This is a genomic window from Streptomyces sp. YPW6, assembly GCF_018866325.1.
Classification (GTDB): domain Bacteria; phylum Actinomycetota; class Actinomycetes; order Streptomycetales; family Streptomycetaceae; genus Streptomyces.
The window spans coordinates 976541-993389 of sequence record NZ_CP076457.1; the positions used below are offsets into that span (position 1 = coordinate 976541).

The 16849-nt window shown below is 72.6% G+C and carries 14 protein-coding genes; 4 read left to right on the plus strand and 10 right to left on the minus strand.

Features of this window, described 5'->3' with window-relative positions:
• Positions 1 to 14: 14 nt before the first annotated feature.
• From KME66_RS04305 to KME66_RS04340, 8 genes are all read right to left on the minus strand, one after another.
• A complete protein-coding gene (locus KME66_RS04305) occupies positions 15 to 1553 on the minus strand; it encodes an NCS1 family nucleobase:cation symporter-1 (RefSeq protein WP_216319099.1) in 1539 nt (512 codons plus the stop codon).
• A 231-nt stretch (positions 1554 to 1784) separates the two neighbouring features.
• Positions 1785 to 2786 (minus strand): TIGR03842 family LLM class F420-dependent oxidoreductase, encoded by a 1002-nt coding sequence (locus KME66_RS04310; protein ID WP_073221594.1) that lies wholly within the window; start codon positions 2784 to 2786, stop codon positions 1785 to 1787.
• Positions 2787 to 2797: 11 nt separating this feature from the next.
• Positions 2798 to 4198 carry a dihydropyrimidinase gene (hydA, locus tag KME66_RS04315; RefSeq protein WP_216319101.1) on the minus strand — a complete coding sequence of 467 codons (1401 nt, stop codon included), beginning with the start codon at positions 4196 to 4198 and terminating at the stop codon, positions 2798 to 2800.
• 100 nt (positions 4199 to 4298) lie between these two features.
• Positions 4299 to 5582, minus strand: a complete 1284-nt coding sequence (locus KME66_RS04320) for an aspartate aminotransferase family protein (protein ID WP_216319105.1) — start codon at positions 5580 to 5582, stop codon at positions 4299 to 4301.
• The gene (locus KME66_RS04325) at positions 5579 to 6421 is read right to left on the minus strand and encodes a nitrilase-related carbon-nitrogen hydrolase (protein WP_065490591.1); all 843 of its coding nucleotides are present in this window, start codon (positions 6419 to 6421) and stop codon (positions 5579 to 5581) included. The genes KME66_RS04320 and KME66_RS04325 overlap by 4 nt, the downstream gene beginning before the upstream one ends.
• 196 nt (positions 6422 to 6617) lie before the next feature.
• Entirely contained in the window at positions 6618 to 8450 is a 1833-nt protein-coding gene (locus KME66_RS04330) for a hypothetical protein (RefSeq protein ID WP_216319108.1), read from the minus strand.
• A 141-nt stretch (positions 8451 to 8591) separates the two neighbouring features.
• Complete coding sequence (locus KME66_RS04335) at positions 8592 to 8972, minus strand: PPOX class F420-dependent oxidoreductase (protein WP_216319111.1); 381 nt, start codon at positions 8970 to 8972, stop codon at positions 8592 to 8594.
• 98 nt (positions 8973 to 9070) lie between these two features.
• Positions 9071 to 9352 (minus strand): helix-turn-helix domain-containing protein, encoded by a 282-nt coding sequence (locus tag KME66_RS04340; RefSeq protein WP_216319114.1) that lies wholly within the window; start codon positions 9350 to 9352, stop codon positions 9071 to 9073.
• 73 nt (positions 9353 to 9425) lie between these two features.
• On the opposite strand from KME66_RS04340, the gene map reads away from it, so the two are divergent.
• Entirely contained in the window at positions 9426 to 10193 is a 768-nt protein-coding gene (map, locus tag KME66_RS04345) for a type I methionyl aminopeptidase (RefSeq protein ID WP_216319119.1), read from the plus strand.
• Positions 10194 to 10304: 111 nt separating this feature from the next.
• Here map and KME66_RS04350 read toward each other — a convergent pair whose 3' ends face one another.
• Both KME66_RS04350 and ggt read right to left on the minus strand, forming a co-directional pair.
• On the minus strand, positions 10305 to 11006 hold the full coding sequence (locus tag KME66_RS04350; protein WP_073221575.1) for a glycoside hydrolase family 75 protein: 702 nt from the start codon (positions 11004 to 11006) through the stop codon (positions 10305 to 10307).
• A gap of 79 nt (positions 11007 to 11085) precedes the next feature.
• Entirely contained in the window at positions 11086 to 12903 is a 1818-nt protein-coding gene (ggt, locus tag KME66_RS04355) for a gamma-glutamyltransferase (RefSeq protein ID WP_216319123.1), read from the minus strand.
• A 105-nt stretch (positions 12904 to 13008) separates the two neighbouring features.
• Here ggt and KME66_RS04360 point away from each other — a divergent pair, with 105 nt between their 5' ends.
• From KME66_RS04360 to KME66_RS04370, 3 genes are all read left to right on the plus strand, one after another.
• The gene (locus KME66_RS04360; RefSeq protein WP_073221569.1) at positions 13009 to 13752 is read left to right on the plus strand and encodes a hypothetical protein; all 744 of its coding nucleotides are present in this window, start codon (positions 13009 to 13011) and stop codon (positions 13750 to 13752) included.
• 126 nt (positions 13753 to 13878) lie between these two features.
• Complete coding sequence (locus KME66_RS04365) at positions 13879 to 15087, plus strand: Ig-like domain-containing protein (RefSeq protein WP_073221566.1); 1209 nt, start codon at positions 13879 to 13881, stop codon at positions 15085 to 15087.
• A 148-nt stretch (positions 15088 to 15235) separates the two neighbouring features.
• On the plus strand, positions 15236 to 16837 hold the full coding sequence (locus KME66_RS04370) for a CocE/NonD family hydrolase (RefSeq protein WP_216319126.1): 1602 nt from the start codon (positions 15236 to 15238) through the stop codon (positions 16835 to 16837).
• Positions 16838 to 16849: the final 12 nt, after the last annotated feature.

The following is a 16849-nucleotide window of genomic DNA, read 5'->3' on the forward strand; positions in this document are numbered from 1 at the left end:
GCGGGCACCCTTCCTCAGCCGGCCGCCGGACGCTCCCGGCGGCTCAGCGCCACGTACAGCAGCAGCGAGGAGACGAGCCCGACCGCCCAGCCGTAGTCGGCCAGCGGCTTCAGGAACGGGATCAGGCCGTCGGCGGGGAACGGGCCCTTGCCCGGCGCCGAGTGCGACCCGCCCACCGCCAGGACGCCGCCGGCCGCGAAGGCCGCCACCGCCCGCCAGTTCCAGCCGTTCCGGTACCAGTACCGGCCGCCCGGCCGGTAGAGGTCGGGCAGGTCGAGGACGGTGCGGCGGACGATCCAGTAGTCGGCGATCAGGATGCCCGCCACCGTACCGAGCAGGCCGCCGACCAGGCCCAGCCAGGTGAAGATGTACAGCTCGGGCGTCTCGGTGAGCTTCCACGGCATGATGACGACCCCGATCACCCCGGTGATCAGCGCCCCGGTCCGGAAGCTGATGCGCTTCGGCGCGAGGTTCGCCAGGTCGTACGCGGGTGAGACCACGTTCGCCGCGATGTTCACCGAGATCGTCGCGATCAGCACCGTGACCAGGCCGAAGACGAGGCCGAAGACGTTGTCGGTCCGGGCGACGAGCTGGACCGGGTCCCAGAGGGCCACCCCGTACACCGCCTGCGAACCGGAGGTGACGAAGACGGAGAGCAGGGCGAAGAAGGTCATCGTGGTCGGCAGCCCGAGCGCCTGGCCCCGGACCTGGGCGCGTTGGCCCGCGCCGAAGCGGGTGAAGTCGGGGATGTTGAGGGAGAGCGTCGACCAGAAGGCGATCATGCCCATCAGCGAGGGGAAGAAGACCGGCCAGAAGTCGGCGCCCCAGCCGAGGGCGGACGGCTGGTCCAGCAGCGGACCGAAGCCGCCCGCCTGGGCGGCGACCCAGACGAGCAGCACGACCGCGCCGACCAGGACGAACGGCGCCGCCCAGTTCTCGAAGCGGCGCAGGGTGTCCATTCCCCGGTGGATGATGGCCAGTTCGAGGGCCCAGAAGAGGACGAAGCAGAGCCAGAGCGTCCAGGGCTGCCCGCCGATCTCCGCGGCGCCGGACCAGCCGCCGAAGATCTTGCCGAGGAGCGTGAAGATGCCGACGCCGCCGATCCAGGTCTGGATGCCGAACCACGCGCAGGCGACGGCGGCCCGGATCAGGGCGGGCAGATTGGCGCCGCGCAGCCCGAAGGAGGCGCGGGCCAGGACGGGGAAGGGGATGCCGTACTTGGGGCCGGCGTGGCCGGTCAGCAGCATCGGGGCCAGCACGATCACATTGGCGAGGGCGATGGTGAACACGGCCTGCTTCCAGTCCATGCCGAGCGCCACCAGGCCGGAGGCGAGCAGCCAGGACGGGATGTTGTGGGCCATGCCGATCCACAGGGCCGCGAAGTTGTACGTCGTCCAGGTGCGCCGCTCCACGGGGACGGGCAGCAGGTCGTCGTTGGTGAAGCGGGGGTCGTCGGGGAGCTGTCCGGGGGCGAGTTCGACGCGGCCGGACGGGGCGGCGGGCGCGGGTATCGCGTCCGGGGGCGGAGGGGTGGGCGGGACGGTGGCGGTCATGACGGTGGAGCCCTTCGCTCGGGAGCGGTGCCGTGCGGGGCGATGCGGGCGGGGCGCGTACGGGGCGATGCGGGCGCGGTGCGTACGGGGCGATGCGGGCACGGTGCGTACGGACGGGCAACGGGGTCGGAGAGCGGGGCGCCCCGGGCAGGCAGTGGGGCGGAGAGCGGGGCGCGTACGGGCAGGCAGCCTCGGGGCCGGGGCGGGACGCAGCGGGTCGGAGGGCGGGGGTCAGGCGGTCAGGGCGGGGATGATCTCGGCCCCGTAGGCGTCGATGGTCGCCTCCCGGGCGTCGTGCATGTTGTAGACGGCGAACTGGTCGACGCCCATGTCCCGCAGCGCCCGGAGCTTCTCGATGTGCGCCTCGGCGGGGCCCAGCAGGCAGAACCGGTCGACGATCTCGTCGGGGACGAAGGCGGTGTCCGGGTTTCCGGTGCGGCCGTGGTGGCTGTAGTCGTAGCCGGAGCGGCCGGCGATGTAGGCGGTCAGCTCCTCCGGCACCATCCCCGAGTGCTCGCCGTAGCGGGCGACCAGGTCCGCGACGTGGTTGCCGACCATCCCGCCGAACCAGCGGCACTGCTCCCGGGCGTGGTCGAGGTCGTCGCCGACGTAGGCGGGAGCCGCGACGCAGATGGTGACGGAGTCGGGGTCGCGTCCGGCGTCGGCCGCCGCGTCCCGTACCGCCTTGATCATCCACTCGGTGAGGAAGGGGTCGGCGAGCTGGAGGATGAAGCCGTCGGCCTTCTGCCCGGCGAGCGCCAGGGCCTTGGGTCCGTACGCCGCCATCCACACGGGCAGCCGCCCGTCCTTCACCCAGGGGATCTGCACCGGCTGCCCGTCGACCGTCGCCTCCCTGCCCTCGGCGAGGTCCCGGATGACGTCGATGGCCTCGCCGAGGCGGGCCAGGGTGTTGGGCCGGCGGCCCGCGACGCGCATCGCGGAGTCGCCGCGCCCGATGCCGCAGACGGTGCGGTTGCCGTACATGTCGTTCAGGGTGGCGAAGGTGGAGGCGGTGACCTCCCAGGTGCGGGTGCCGGGGTTGGTGACCATCGGGCCCACGGTCAGCTTCTCCGTGTGCTCCAGGATGCGGCTGTAGATGACGAACGGCTCCTGCCAGAGCACCGCCGAGTCGAAGGTCCAGCCGTAGCGGAACCCGTTGCGTTCGGCGCGCCGCATCAGGCCGACGACGGCGGAGGCGGGCGGGTCCGTCTGGAGGACGAGGCCGAAGTCCATGGCGGGATCTCCTAGTCGAGGTACTGACAGGTGGCGCGGGGGGTGTAGCTGCCGTGGCCGGAGCGTCCGGTGAACTTCCGTCCGTCGATGACGACTTCGCCGCGCGAGAGCACGGTCTCGACCTGGCCGGTGATGCGTTTGCCCTCGTACGCCGAGTAGTCGACGTTCATGTGGTGGGTCTCGGCGGAGAGCGTGTGTTCGGCTTCCGGGTCGTAGATGACGATGTCGGCGTCGGCGCCCGGGGCGATAGTGCCCTTCTTCGGGTAGAGGCCGAACATCCGGGCCGGGGAGGCGCAGGCGATCTCGATCCAGCGGCGGCGGGTGATGTGTCCGTCCACGACGGCCTGGTGCAGCAGGTCCATGCGGTGCTCGACGCCCGGCATGCCGTTGGGGATCTTGGAGAAGTCGCCCCGGCCCATCTCCTTCTGCCCGGAGAAGCAGAACGGGCAGTGGTCGGTGGAGACGACCTGGAGTTCGTTGTTGCGCAGGCCCCGCCACAGGGTCTCCTGGTGCTCCTTGGGGCGCAGCGGGGTGGAGCAGACGTATTTGGCGCCCTCGAAGCCGGGCTCGGCGAGGTTGTCGGTGGACAGGAACAGATACTGCGGGCAGGTCTCGCCGAAGACGGGCAGACCCTTGTGGCGGGCCGCGGCGATCTCCTGAACGGCCTCGTCGGCGGAGACGTGGACGACGTAGAGGGGGGATCCGGCGACCCTGGCGAGCTGGACGGCGCGGTGGGTGGCCTCGGCCTCCAGGGCGACCTTGCGGACGTCGCCGTGGTAGCGGGGGTCGGTGTGCCCGGCGGCGAGGGCCTGTTCGACCAGGACGTCGATGGCGATGCCGTTCTCGGCGTGCATCATGATCAACCCGCCGTTGCCGGAGGCCTGTTGCATGGCGCGCAGGATCTGTCCGTCGTCGGAGTAGAAGACCCCGGGGTAGGCCATGAACAGTTTGAAGGAGGTCACACCTTCGGAGACGAGGCGGTCCATCTCCTTGAGCGAGGACGGGTTCACGTCCGCGAGGATCATGTGGAAGGCGTAGTCGACGGCGCAGTTGCCGTCGGCCTTGGCGTACCAGGCGTCGAGCCCTTCGCGCAGGGACTTGCCCACGCTCTGGACGGCGAAGTCGACGATGGTGGTCGTGCCGCCCCAGGCGGCGGCGCGGGTGCCGGTCTCGAAGGTGTCGGCCGCGTACGTTCCGCCGAACGGCATCTCCATGTGGGTGTGCCCGTCGACACCGCCCGGGATGACGTACTTGCCCGTCGCGTCGATCCTGCGGTCGGCGCTCCAGCTCTCGGCGGCCTCGGTTCCGTGGGCGGCGAGCGCGACGACACGGCCGCCCTCGACGAGCACGTCGGCGTGGATCTCGTCGGACGCGGTGATGACCAGACCACCGTGGATGACGGTGCGACTCATGGGTTCTCCTCAACTCGGGGCGCCCCCGCGCCGGACCGGTGGGCCCGGCGCCGGGGCGGCCCCGCGCGGTTCGAGTGCGTACGGGCCGGCGGGGCGGGTCTCAGCCCGCCGCGTGGAGGGCGTCCGCGAGGATCGCCGCGCCTTCCTCGGCCTCGGCGACGGTCAGGGTCAGCGGCGGGGCGATGCGCAGCACACTGGTGTCGTGGCCGCCGCCCTTGCCGATGAGGAGCCCGCCCGCGCGGGCCGCTTCGAGGACGGCCGCGGCGGCCTGCGGGTCCGCCTCGTCGGTGCCGGGCCTGACCAGCTCGATGCCGATCATCAGTCCACGGCCGCGCACTTCGCGTACGGCGGGAGAAGCGGCGGCGATGGACCGCAGCCGTTCGATGAGGAGTCCGCCGACGCGCCGGGCGTTGCCCTGGAGGTCGTGTTCCAGGAGGTACGAGAGGTTGGCGAGCGAGGCCGCCATGGTGACCGGTGAACCGCCGAAGGTGGAGATGGAGTTGGCGTCGAGGCAGTTCATCACCTCGGCGCGGGCCACCACTCCCCCCACCGACATGCCGTTGCCGATCCCCTTGGCGAAGGTGAGGATGTCCGGCGGCCCGTGCTCGGCGTGCGCCTGCCACCCCCAGAAGTGCTCACCGGTCCGGCCCCAGCCCGTCTGCACCTCGTCGGAGATCCACAACACCCCGTGCCGGTCGAGGACTTCGCGGAACGCGGCGAACAGGCCGTCGGGCGGGGAGGTGAATCCGCCGACGCCCTGGATGGGTTCGGCGATCAGGGCTGCCGGGTTGCGGGTGTGGCCGAGGAGGTCCTCCAGGTCGGCGACGCAGGCCCGGATGAACGCCTCGTCGCTCAACTCGGCGTACGGGCCCCGGGAACGGACGCCGCCGTGGACGTACAGCGTCTGGAGCGGGGACAGACTGGTGGGCGACCAGGCCTGGTTGCCGGTGATCGAGACGGTGGAGAACGACCGGCCGTGGTAGCTGTTGCGCATCGCGAGGATCTGGTTGGACCCGCGGTACGCGGTGGCGAGCAGGAGGGCGGTGTCGTTGGCCTCGGTACCGGAGGTGGTGAAGAAGACCCGGGCGTCCGGGATACCGGAGAGGGTGGCGATCCGCTCGGCCATCTCCACCATCGGACGGTTGAGGTAGAGCGTGGAGGAGTGGATGATCCGCCCGGCCTGCTCGGCGACCGCCTTGGTCACCTCGGGCAGTGCGTGAGCGGTCATGGTGGTGAGGATGCCGCCGAAGAAGTCGAGATAGCGGTTGCCGTCGGCGTCCCAGACGTGGCGGCCCTCGCCGTGGGTGAGTTCGACGGGGTGGCGGTAGTAGAGGGCCAGCCACTCGGGGCTGACGGCGAGATGGCGCTCGTACAGTCCGCTCACGGCTCCACCAGCCCGTCGTAGGCGTCGGGCCGTCGGTCCCGGTAGAAGGCCCACTGGGTACGGACCTCCTCGATCAGGTCGAAGTCCAGGTCGCGGACGACGAGTTCCTCCTCCTTGTCGCTGGCGACCTCCCCGACGAACTGGCCGCGCGGGTCGACGAAGTAACTCGTGCCGTAGAAGTCGTTGTCGCCGTACTCCTCTCGGCCGACGCGGTTGATCGCGGCGACGAAGTACTCGTTGGCGACGGCGGAGGCCGGCTGCTCCAGCTGCCAGAGATGACTGGAGAGCCCGCGCGAGGTTGCCGACGGGTTGTACACCAACTGGGCTCCGCCGAGTCCGAGTTGCCGCCAGCCCTCGGGGAAGTGCCGGTCGTAGCAGATGTAGACGCCGACCTTGCCGACGGCGGTGTCGAAGACCGGCCAGCCGGCGTTGCCGGGCTTGAAGTAGTACTTCTCCCAGAACCCCTTGACCTGCGGGATGTGATGCTTGCGGTACTTTCCGAGGTAGGAGCCGTCGGCGTCGATCACGGCCGCGGTGTTGTAGTAGAAGCCGGACTGCTCGATCTCGAAGACCGGGACGACGATGACCATGCCGGTCTCCCGGGCGAGGTCCTGCATGCGCTTGACGGTCGGCCCGTCCGGGACCGGCTCGGCCCAGCGGTAGTGCTCGGGCTCCTGGACCTGGCAGAAGTAGGGGGCGTTGAACACCTCCTGGAAGCCGATGATCTTCGCCCCCTGGCGGGCGGCCTCGCGCGCGTGCTCCTCGTGCTTGGCGATCATCGATTCGGTGTCGCCGGTCCAGGTCGCCTGGACGAGTGCGGCGCGTACGACGTGGGACATGAGCTGCTCCTTCGACGCGGCGTCAGAGAGCCTGCACGCGTTCTCTACGCACGTAGATCGGTGCATGGATGGAGAACGTAAGCCCCTCCGTCCGGCGGGGCAAGACCATCGCCGTGAACCGGCGGAGTCGATCATGTTTCGCACCCGACCGGTCCACAACGGACACGATCCGGTCGTCGGCGGCGTTCCCGGGGCCTCAGACCCCGGGAACGCCCGCCACCCGCAGCGCGTGGACCAGGTCCCATTCGGCTTCCACCGACACCTCGCGGGCCCCGGCCATCAGGAGCGGAAGCAGGCGGGTCCCGCCTGCCGGGGCGAGTCCGGCGGCTTCCTGCGGAGTGTGTACGCGGACGAAGGCGCCGAGCAGGTCCCGCGCCCGGTCCTCGCGGCCCGCACCGTCCAGGGCGAGTGCCGCATCGGCCACCTCGGCGGCGGGCCGGGCCACGCCCTGGCGCAGGAGCAGCCCGCAGTCCGCCTCCCGCCCGGCGGCGGCCAGCGCACCCGCCGCGGCGGCGAATCCGGCGGGCGGGAGCGAGGACACTTCCCAGAGCAGGGTCGTCCAGTCGGCGGCGAGGCCGGCGCGGTGCAGGGCGAGGGCGAGCAGCGGCAGCCGGGGGGCGGGCCAGGCCGCGACCTCGCAGAGCACGACGTGCGCCTCGCCGCTGCGGCCCTCGGCGCGCAGCCGGACCAGCTCGGCCACGGCCCCGGCGACGGCCTGTCCTGCGGCCGGGTCCGGGACGGCCGGACCGGGCGCCCCGTCCGCGCCCCGGTCCCGCCCGGCGCGACCCCGGCCCCGGCCCCGGCCTCCCTGACCTTCGTGGTCTCCGTGACCTGCCTGCCCTCTGCGGTGCTCCACCTCGTCCGCCGCCCCGCCGAAGCGGGCGCCGCGCGGGACGGGCGCGCCGGAGCGTTCGGGCTCGGGGAGCGCGGGCAGCGGGGAGGGGGCGTATCCGGACGCCTCTTCGTCGACGTCCAGACCGGCGAACCGGGCGCCCCGGGGCTTGGTGCGCCGAGGCGCGGGGACGGCGGCGCCCCCACCGGCGGAGGGCTCGACGGTTCCGCGCGACTCGGCGGCCACGTGCGGTTCGGCGCCCCCGTGCGGTCCGGCGGCCCCGCGCGGTTCGGTGGCCCCGGAGCCCTCGGCGGGGCGTCGTGGGCGGGCGCGTCGTACACAGGCGCGTTCGGAGCGGGGGCATCCCGGGCGGGGACGTTTAGCGCGTGGGTGTCGGGGCCGTGGACGTCCGCGGCGCGGCCGTCCCGCGCGTGCGTGTCGGGGGCGTGGGCGTCCGGCGCGTGGGCGTCCGGCGCGTGGGCGTCCGGCGCGTGGGCGTCCGGCGCGTGGGGTCCCGGGCCGCGGTGGCGGTCCACGGTTCGTGCTCGGCGCCGGGCGGCTGATGGTGCGGGGAGCCGGCCACCGCGCCCCGGTCTCGGCGCGCGGCCGCGGAACTCCGCGCACCCCGGCGCCGCCGGAGACCACAGCTCCGTCCGCCCCGCGCCCTCCCGCGCTCCGCTCCTCGCCGCCCTCCGCCCGGAACCAGCCCTCGGGCGCCGCCACCGCCGCCAGCCGCTTGCGCAGCTCCGCACAGCGCGCGGTGGCCCGTTGGTGGTCGTCGCGGGCCCAGGCCAGCGCTTCCGGTTCGGCCGGGTCCGGGCCGCCGGGCCCCGCGCCGCGCAGGCGCTCCGCCGCCCGGTCCTGCTCGCGGACCATCAACTCCAGCCGGTGGACGAGCTCCTGGCGCCCGCCGGGCCGCCGGTCGTGGGCGGCGGCGGACGCGGAGTAGAGCGCGGCGGCGCGGACCGAGACCTGCTCGGCGAACCGGGCGCCGTGCACGGCCGCCAGGTCCGCGAGCAGCGACTCCACCACGTCCCAGGGCGGGATCTCCACCCCGTCGAGGCAGGATCGCATGCCCGCCGGATCACGCCGGGCGAAGACCCCGTACCACCCCCGCCCGGGATCCAGGCGGGCCACCAGATCCCGCAGGTACTGCGCGAACGCCCCGACTTCGTAAGCCTGCTGATGCACCGTCATCTTCGCCCTCGCCGACCGCCGACCGTCGACTGGAGCCTTCCAGTCCGGAGGCATTCGACCGCAGTCGTGTTACAGGGCGGCTACGCGCGGCTTTCGGGCACGCTGCGGTGGGAGCGCGGCCGCCGGAGGGCGCCCCCGGGATCAGAAGGTGATGGCGATCCCGGTGTGCGGCCGCTTGCCGAGCCGGGCGACGGTGGCGGGCCAGTCGACGAGCCAGAACTTCCAGGTGTACTTGCGGGCCAGCAGCTTGCGCGCCGCGCGGGTGCCGTCCTCGTCGAGTAGCCGGGCCGTGCCCTCCGCGCTGGGAGCCCCCTCGGCGATCCTGCCGCGCACGTCGCAGACGGTGACGACGACTGTGGCGTTGCTGCGGAGCCGCTTCACCTTCCACGAGTCGGTGCGGGTCCAGACGTACAGCACGTCCCCCTCGGCGGCGGCCCAGACGGGCGTGGCGACGGGTGTGCCGTCCTTCCGGTACGTGGTCAGGCTGATGTACTCGCTGCGCGCGAAGTCCTGGAGAGTCACGGGCGTGACCCTACGCCCTGCTGGTGACGGCCGCCGACCTGCCGGGAAGCGTCGGCCCGCAGGGGCGGTACACCCAGGGCACCCGGATTGGCACTCCCCTAAGCGGTCAACGGCGCCGCGGCCCGCGCCACGGCCGGCTCCGCCGCGCAGCGGCCGAGGATCTCGTCCAGGGAGAGGCCCAGCGCACCGGCGAGAGCGGCCACGGTGAAGAAGGCCGGGGTGGGGGCGCGGCCGGTCTCGATCTTGCGGAGGGTCTCCGCGGAGATTCCGGCGCTCGCCGCGACGGCGGCCATGCTGCGCTCCCCGCGCGCCGCGCGGAGCAGGGCGCCGAGCCGTTCGCCGCGCAGGCGCTCTTCCGGGGTGAGAGGGGTACGGACCATGCGCCCATCCTACTACGGCCTGCCATTTCTATACCGTCATTACTATACCGCTTCGACCGGTATAGTAATGGGCATGGTGCACATCAAGACGGACACACAGATCGACGCGATGCGCGAGGCCGGCCGGGTCGTCGCGCAGATGCTGACCCGGGCCCGGGAGGCGGCCGCGGTCGGCGTGACGCCACGCCGGCTGGACGAGGCCGCCCGCGAGGTGCTGGACAGGGCCGGAGCGGCCTCCCCCTTCCTGAACTACCAGCCCCACTTCGCGCCCACCCCGTTCCCGGCCGTCATCTGCGTCTCGGTCAACGACGCGGTCGTGCACGGCATCCCGTCCGCCGAACCCCTGCGGGACGGCGACCTGGTCAGCGTGGACGCGGGAGCCCTCCTCGACGGCTGGGCCGGTGACTCGGCGATCAGCTTCACCGTGGGTGAGGCCCGGCCGGAGGACACCCGGCTCATCGCCACCGCGAACGAGGCGCTGGCGGCCGGGATCGGCGCGGCCGTGGCCGGCAGCCGGATCGGCGACGTCGCCCACGCGATCGGCACGGTCTGCCGCGACGCGGGCTACGGCATCCTGGAGGGCTACGGCGGCCACGGCATCGGCCGGTCCATGCACGAGGACCCGCCCGTGCCGAACGAGGGACGGCCGGGGCGGGGCATGGTGCTGCGGCACGGCATGGTGCTGGCCATCGAGCCGATGCTGCTCGCCGGGGGCCTCGACGCGTTCCGCCACGACGAGGACGGCTGGACGCTGCGGACGACGGACGGCAGCCGGGCCTCGCACGCCGAGCACACGGTGGCCGTCACCCATGACGGCCCGCGGGTCCTGACCGCACTCTGAGCGCCCCGCGCGGACGGTCCGCGGCCTGCGGACGGTCCCGTGCGGTCGCCCCGGCCGTACGGGCCGGGCCGCACGAACCGTTGTCGGCCGTCCGGGCGGCCCGGATCCGGACTACGGGCGCCCGACGAACTCCCTGGCCAGCGCCGCTCCCCGGCTCTGCGCCCGTGCGCGGCTCTCGATCGGGGAGACGCGGGAGTTCTTGAAGGCGATGTAGGTGACGCCGGACTCGGCGCCCCCGGTCGCCGGGTCGGGGTCGATGCCCAGCGACCTCGCCATGGCGTACGACGCCTCCCCGATGATGCCCGCGGGGCCGGTGTCGCCGATCACGCCGTACCGCACCCGGTCCCGGTACACGACCGCCACGACGCTGCCGCCCGTGAGCCCCGACTTCCGGTAGTCCCACACCTTGCTCGGGCCCGGTACGACCACATGGGGCAGGGCGGCCGAGTCGAGGGGTTCGCCGCGGGAGCTCTGGAACGCGGTCTCCGGCAGGTAGTACGGATCGGTCTTCCGGTTGCAGGCCCGGGTCTTCCGGCCGTCGCAGTCGATGTCCATGTCCGCCTTCCAGAACACGGCGTCCCGCGTTCCGCAGACCGGGACCGTGGCCCTCGCACTGCCGCTGTCGGTGCGGTACTTCCCCTTCGAGATCCGGGAGCAGGCGCGCACCTCGGCGAGCAGTGCGGCGGCGGTCACCTCGTCCGCCCCCGCGTCCGCTTCCCGGCCGGAGGCGGAAGCGGACGCGGGCAGCGCCGCCGCTGCGAGGAGCGCGGCGCCGCAGGCGGCGGATGTCAGGGCGAGCATGCGGGTGCGCATGGTGCGGAAGGACCCTTCCCGTAGGAGAGCCCGGTCGGGCCCCTTGGCGACGGTGTCCCGGCGGCGCGCCCCTCCTGGCTCAGTGCCCGCGGCCCGGATGCACCACCATGGCCGAGCCTCCACCCCGGCGCACCTTTTCCGCCGCCGCCAGCCAGCGGCCGTCGGGCAGCCTCTGCACCCCGGTGGCGGCGCCGATCTCCGGGTTCAGCCGGAAGGCGTGGCCGAGCTCCTCCAGCTCCGCGCGGACCGGGCTGTCCCACAGGTCCGGCTCGATGTCGGTGGCCGGCGCGTTGCGCTGGCTGGCGCGCGGCGCGGCGATCGCGTCGACCAGCGGGAGCCCCCGGTCCAGGTGTCCGGTGAGCGTCTGGAGCACGGTCGTGATGATCGTGGCCCCGCCGGGCGAGCCGAGGGCGAGCACCGGCCTGCCGTGCTGCAGCACGATGGTCGGCGACATCGACGAGCGCGGCCGCTTGCCCGGCCCCGGCAGGTTCGGGTCGTGGACCGCGGGGTCGGCGGGGGCGAAGGAGAAGTCGGTCAGCTCGTTGTTGAGCAGGAAGCCGCGTCCGGGCACGGTGATGGCGCTGCCGCCGGTGGACTCGATCGTCAGGGTGTAGGCGACGACGTTGCCCCACTTGTCGGCCGTCGTCAGGTGGGTGGTGTTCTCGCCCTCGTACGGCGTCGGCACGGCCGTGCCGACGCCGGCGCACCGCTCCGGGTTCCGGGGGTCGCCCGGCGCCAGGGGGCTGGTCAGCGCCTGGTCGTCGCGGATCAGGCACTCCCGGGCGTGCGCGAACCTCCGGCTCAGCAGCTCCTTCGTCGGTACGTCCTCGAAGGCGGGGTCACCGACCCAGCGGCCCCGGTCGGCGAACGCGATCCGGCTCGCCTCGATGAGCCGGTGGAGGTAAGGGGTCTGCCCGGCCCGGGAGAGGTCGGTGGCCTCCAGGATGTTGAGGGCCTCGCCGACCGTGGTGCCGCCGGACGAGGAGGGTGCCATGCCGTAGACGTCGAGCCCCCGGTAGTTCACCCTGGTCGGGCCCTGGCGCAGGGTCCGGTAGGAGGCCAGGTCCTCGCGGGTCAGGTCGCCGGGGCGGACGACCCGGGTGGCGTCCGGGTCGACGGGCGGCTTGCGCACCGTACGGACGATGTCGTCGGCCAGCGGGCCCCGGTACAGCGCGCCGACGCCCTCGCGGCCGAGCTTCTCGTACGTACGCGCCAGATCGGGGTTCTTGAACACCGATCCCACGACGGGGAGTTCGCCGCCGGGGAGGAAGAGCTCCGCGGAGGCCGGGAAGTCGGCGAAGCGGTCCTGGTTGGCGGCCGTCTGCGAGCGGAAGGTGCCGTCGACGACGAAGCCGTCGCGGGCCAGACGTCCGGCCGGCTCCAGCAGCGTACGCAGGGGCTTGCTGCCCCACGTGTCCAGCGCCTTCTCCCAGGTGGCCGGGGTGCCGGGCGTGCCGACGCCGAGGCCGCTGGTCACCCCCTCCGCGAACGGGATCGGCCTGCCGTCCTCCAGGAACAGCGAGGCGTCCGCGCTGCGCGGGGCGGTCTCGCGGCCGTCGATGGTCCGCACCTGGCGTGTCTTCGCGTCGTAGTGGACGAAGTAGCCTCCGCCGCCGATCCCGGCCGAGTAGGGCTCCGTCACGCCGAGTGCCGCCGCGGTGGCCACGGCCGCGTCCACCGCGTTGCCGCCCCTGCGCAGCACCTCGATCCCGGCGGCCGAGGCGTCCGCGTCGACGCTGGCGACCGCTCCCCCGTGGCCCACCGCCACCGGGGACTTGGACGGCGCGGGGCGGGGTGTACCGGTGGCCGCCGAGGTCGCCGGAGCGGCGGCACCGACGGAGGCGGCCAGGGCGATTAAGGCCAGCAGTGATGTGTTCCGGACGACGGAACGGCGCATACGTACCTCCAGTCAACGGATCTCCGCCGCAGGGTAGCCCCGGGAAACCCGGACCGTCAGGACCGCCTCGAACGGATACCCGAATGACCGGTACCATGCGCGCCCATGACGGACGACGTGCGCAACATCGTGCTGGGCGTGATAGCAGCCGGGATCAGTGCTTCGCTGGGCTGGCTCGCGCGCACCTATCTCTGGCGGCGGGGGCTCCGCCGCAAGCAGGCCTTCTTCGGGCTGCCGGCCAACTCCGAGTGCCTGCTGGTCGTCAACCGCTACGCGGGCGCCGAGGGGGCGGTGCACCGGCACGACGCGTTCGCCCTGCTCGAACTCTCCGCGCTCATCAAGGACTGCGGGGCCCACGCGCAGATCGTCACCCACGACACGGCGCAGCAGGGATTCGGGGAGCGTACGGAGTACTGCGTCGGCGGCCCGACGTCCAACCAGCGGATGGCGGCACACCTGCGGACCCTGCTGCCCGGGGTGCGGATCAACGTCGAGCAGGACCCTGGGCCGGACCGGGTGGCGTTCCAGGTCGGCTCGGAGCGCTACCGGATGGAGCCGGGCACCTCGGAGTACGTCCTGCTGGCCCGCCTGACGGGCGGTCAGGAGGCGCGCCCGGTCTTCCTGTTCTGCGGTCAGCGCGCCATCACCAACCAGGCGGCCACCCGCTACGTCGCCCGCAACCACGACAAGCTGCGCCGCAAGCACGGGAACAAGTCGTTCTGCCTGCTGCTGAAGGTCGTCAACTCGCAGGCGTACGGCCCCGACGTGGTCGAACTGGTCGGCGACGTGACCCGCGAGGCCCAGTCGCCCGCCCCCAGCACACCCGCCTCGCACCGGGCGGGCAGCTGACCGGACCGCCTCGGCGACGCGGTCGGACCCGGCCGGGCCGCGGCCGGAATTTCCGGCGTCCGGAAGGAACCCGGCACGGGTGACCTACCTCTTGCCTGCTGAGCACCCAGCCCTGGAGGTCTTTCCGTGAGTTCCGCACGCCCGCGCATCCGTCGTTCCGCCCCGGCCGGCCGCAGCAGCCGGTTCGCCCTGACCGGCTCCGCGGCGCTGCTCGCCGCCGCGCTCACCGCCTGTTCGGGCGGCGCATCGGGCTCCGCCGAGGTGAGCGGGGACGGCAAGGCCCCCGACACCGGCATCACGGTGAACCTCCGGGGCGAGGCCGCCGCGCCCGGGGAGCCGGTGAAGGTGAAGCTGGCGCGCGGGAAGCTCAAGGCCGTGTCGGTGACGGCGGAGGGGGGCGGCCCGCTCGCCGGGAGGATATCCGCCGACGGCCGGACCTGGACATCCGACCGGGTCGCCGCGCCGGGCACCGCGTACACCGTCGAGGCGACGGACGCGGACGGCGGCAGCGACCGGGCGTCGTTCGCCACCGCCGAGGCCGAGAAGGTCAACAAGCTCCTCCTGGCTCCGGGCAGGAACACGACCGTGGGCATCGCGCAGCCGCTGTCCGTCGTTTTCGACCACCCGGTGAAGGACAAGGCGGCGGTGGAGAGGGCCCTGAAGGTCTCGACGTCGAACGAGACCGAGGGTTCCTGGGGGTGGCTGAAGGACTACTCGGGGAAGGACCGCGTCGACTGGCGGCCCGAGGAGTACTGGAAGCCGGGCACGAAGGTCACCCTGGACGCGCAGTTGAACGGCGTCGACTCGGGAGCGGACGGCGGCTGGTTCGTCCGCGACTACGCCACGGCGTTCACCATCGGGGCCGCCCAGGTGGTCAAGGTCGACCTGGACGGCCACCGGCTCGCCCTGCACCGGGACGGCAAGCAGGTCATGGACATCCCGATGTCGGCGGGCACCCCCGGCGGCGAGAAGGCGTCCTGGCGGGGCACCGCGGTCCTGATGTCGAAGGAGGGCACCATCAACATGCGCTCGGAGACCGTGGGGCTCGGCGACGCCTACGACAAGATGGTCGACTACTCGATGCGGCTGACCTGGTCGGGGATGTACGCGCACGCGGCGCCCTGGAACGCGGGCGTCTTCGGCCGGGCCAATCGGAGCTCCGGCTGCGTCGGGATGAGCGACGCGGACGCCGCCGCGCTGTACGGGCAGGTGCGCGTGGGCGACCCGTTCGAGATGACCGGCGCCGAGGCCAAGGGCACGGTCGCCGAGGGCAACGGCTACGGCGCCTGGAACGTCTCGTGGGCCGACTGGCAGGCCAAGAGCGCCCTGAAGTGACCCGGTGGCGCCCGTGCCGCACCGGCGCCGCTACTGACGTCACGTCCAACAATCGTTACCTTCGCGCAACACGACGAGTAGTTACCAGGGGTAAACATCCGGGGTTACCGTCGGGTCACTTTGCACTGACACGCGTGAGGAGTGACCCGTGGTACGTCCGAAACCGGCACTGCGCACCACCGCTTCGATCACCACCGCCGTCGCCCTGTTCGCCGGGGGCGCGCTCGTCGCCGCGCCCCCGGCGGCCGCCGCCCCCGCCCCTCTCACCGCGCCCGCGAGCACGGCGGCCGGGGATCTGACGTTCCACGACATCCCCGGGTCCGGGGGCATCACGCTCAAGGGCAATGTGTTCTCCCCGGCCGGCGCCTCCACCGGAGCCGCATACCCCCTCATCGTCTTCCCGACGAGCTGGGCGATGCCGCAGATCGAGTATCTGGCGCAGGCCCAGAAGCTCGCCGACTCCGGCTATGTCGTGGTGAGTTACACCTCGCGCGGGTTCTGGCGCTCCGGCGGGAGGATCGAGGTGGCGGGCCCGCCGGACATCGCGGACGCCTCCGCCGTCATCGACTGGGCGCTGGAGCACACCGCCGCCGACCCGGACCGCGTCGGCATGGGCGGCGTCTCCTACGGGGCGGGCATCAGCCTGCTGGCGGCCGGGCACGACCCGCGGATCAAGGCGGTCGCCGCACTGAGCGGCTGGGCCGACCTGATCGACTCGATCTACAGCGGGCGCACCCAGCACCTCCAGGCCGCCGCCCTGCTCGGCGGCGCCGGCCTGGTCACCGGCCGGCCCAGCGACGAACTGACCCGGACACTGCGGGACTTCCTCGGGTCCAACCTGGACAAGGAGCCGGAGATGATCGCCTGGGGGAAGAAGCGCTCCCCCCTGACGTACCTGGACCGGATCAACTCCAACGGTGCGGCGATCATGATGGGCAACGCCTGGGGCGACACCATCTTCCCGCCCAACCAGTACGCCTCGTTCTACGACAAGCTCACCGGCCCCAAACGTCTGGAGTTCCGCCCCGGCGACCACGCCACCGCCGAGGCCACCGGTCTGCTCGGGCTGCCCAACGACACCTGGACGAGCACCCGCCGCTGGTTCGACCGCTATCTCAAGGGCGAGCGCAACGGCATCGACACCGAGCAGCCCGTGCAGCTCGCGTCCCGCACCGGCAAGGGGTACGAGGGCTACCCGGACTGGAAGTCGGTCGGCGCACGGAAGAACCGCATCCCGCTGGACGACACCAAGAAGGTGTGGGCCAACATCGACTCCGGTGCGAACGGGGGCATCTCGATCCTGTCCAACGCGCTGGACCAGTTCCTGAAGCTGCCGCCGACGGTCTCCGTGCCGCTGCTGCCGCGGGCGTTCGCGAGCGTCTGGCAGTCGGAGCGGTACGCCACCGAGCAGCGGATCCGGGGGACGGCCGAGCTGCACACCACGGTCACCAGCACGAAGCCGAGCGGCACCCTCGTCGCGTATCTCTACGACGTGGGGCCGCTCGGCATCGGCAAACTGGTCAGCAATGCTCCGTACACCTTCCACGGGCAGACGCCGGGCCGGCCGTTCCCCATCGACCTGGAGCTGTTCTCCACGGCCTACGACGTCCCGGCCGGTCACCGGCTCGCCCTGGTGATCGACACCGTCGATCCGCTGTACATCGAGCACAACCCGACCGGCGCGCAGCTGACCTTCTCCTCACCCGGCACGGACCCGAGTCATCTCTCGGTCCCGCTGCGCGAGAAGTGATCACCGGCTGCT

Excerpts from the sequence above, each read along its gene's own strand:
- KME66_RS04305 (WP_216319099.1), bottom strand. The coding sequence starts at position 1,553 with ATGACCGCCACCGTCCCGCCCACCCCTCCGCCCCCGGACGCGATACCC.
- KME66_RS04310 (WP_073221594.1), bottom strand. The coding sequence starts at position 2,786 with ATGGACTTCGGCCTCGTCCTCCAGACGGACCCGCCCGCCTCCGCCGTC.
- hydA (WP_216319101.1), bottom strand. The coding sequence starts at position 4,198 with ATGAGTCGCACCGTCATCCACGGTGGTCTGGTCATCACCGCGTCCGAC.
- KME66_RS04325 (WP_065490591.1), bottom strand. The coding sequence starts at position 6,421 with ATGTCCCACGTCGTACGCGCCGCACTCGTCCAGGCGACCTGGACCGGC.
- KME66_RS04330 (WP_216319108.1), bottom strand. The coding sequence starts at position 8,450 with ATGACGGTGCATCAGCAGGCTTACGAAGTCGGGGCGTTCGCGCAGTAC.
- KME66_RS04340 (WP_216319114.1), bottom strand. The coding sequence starts at position 9,352 with ATGGTCCGTACCCCTCTCACCCCGGAAGAGCGCCTGCGCGGCGAACGG.
- map (WP_216319119.1), top strand. The coding sequence starts at position 9,426 with ATGGTGCACATCAAGACGGACACACAGATCGACGCGATGCGCGAGGCC.
- KME66_RS04350 (WP_073221575.1), bottom strand. The coding sequence starts at position 11,006 with ATGCGCACCCGCATGCTCGCCCTGACATCCGCCGCCTGCGGCGCCGCG.
- ggt (WP_216319123.1), bottom strand. The coding sequence starts at position 12,903 with ATGCGCCGTTCCGTCGTCCGGAACACATCACTGCTGGCCTTAATCGCC.
- KME66_RS04360 (WP_073221569.1), top strand. The coding sequence starts at position 13,009 with ATGACGGACGACGTGCGCAACATCGTGCTGGGCGTGATAGCAGCCGGG.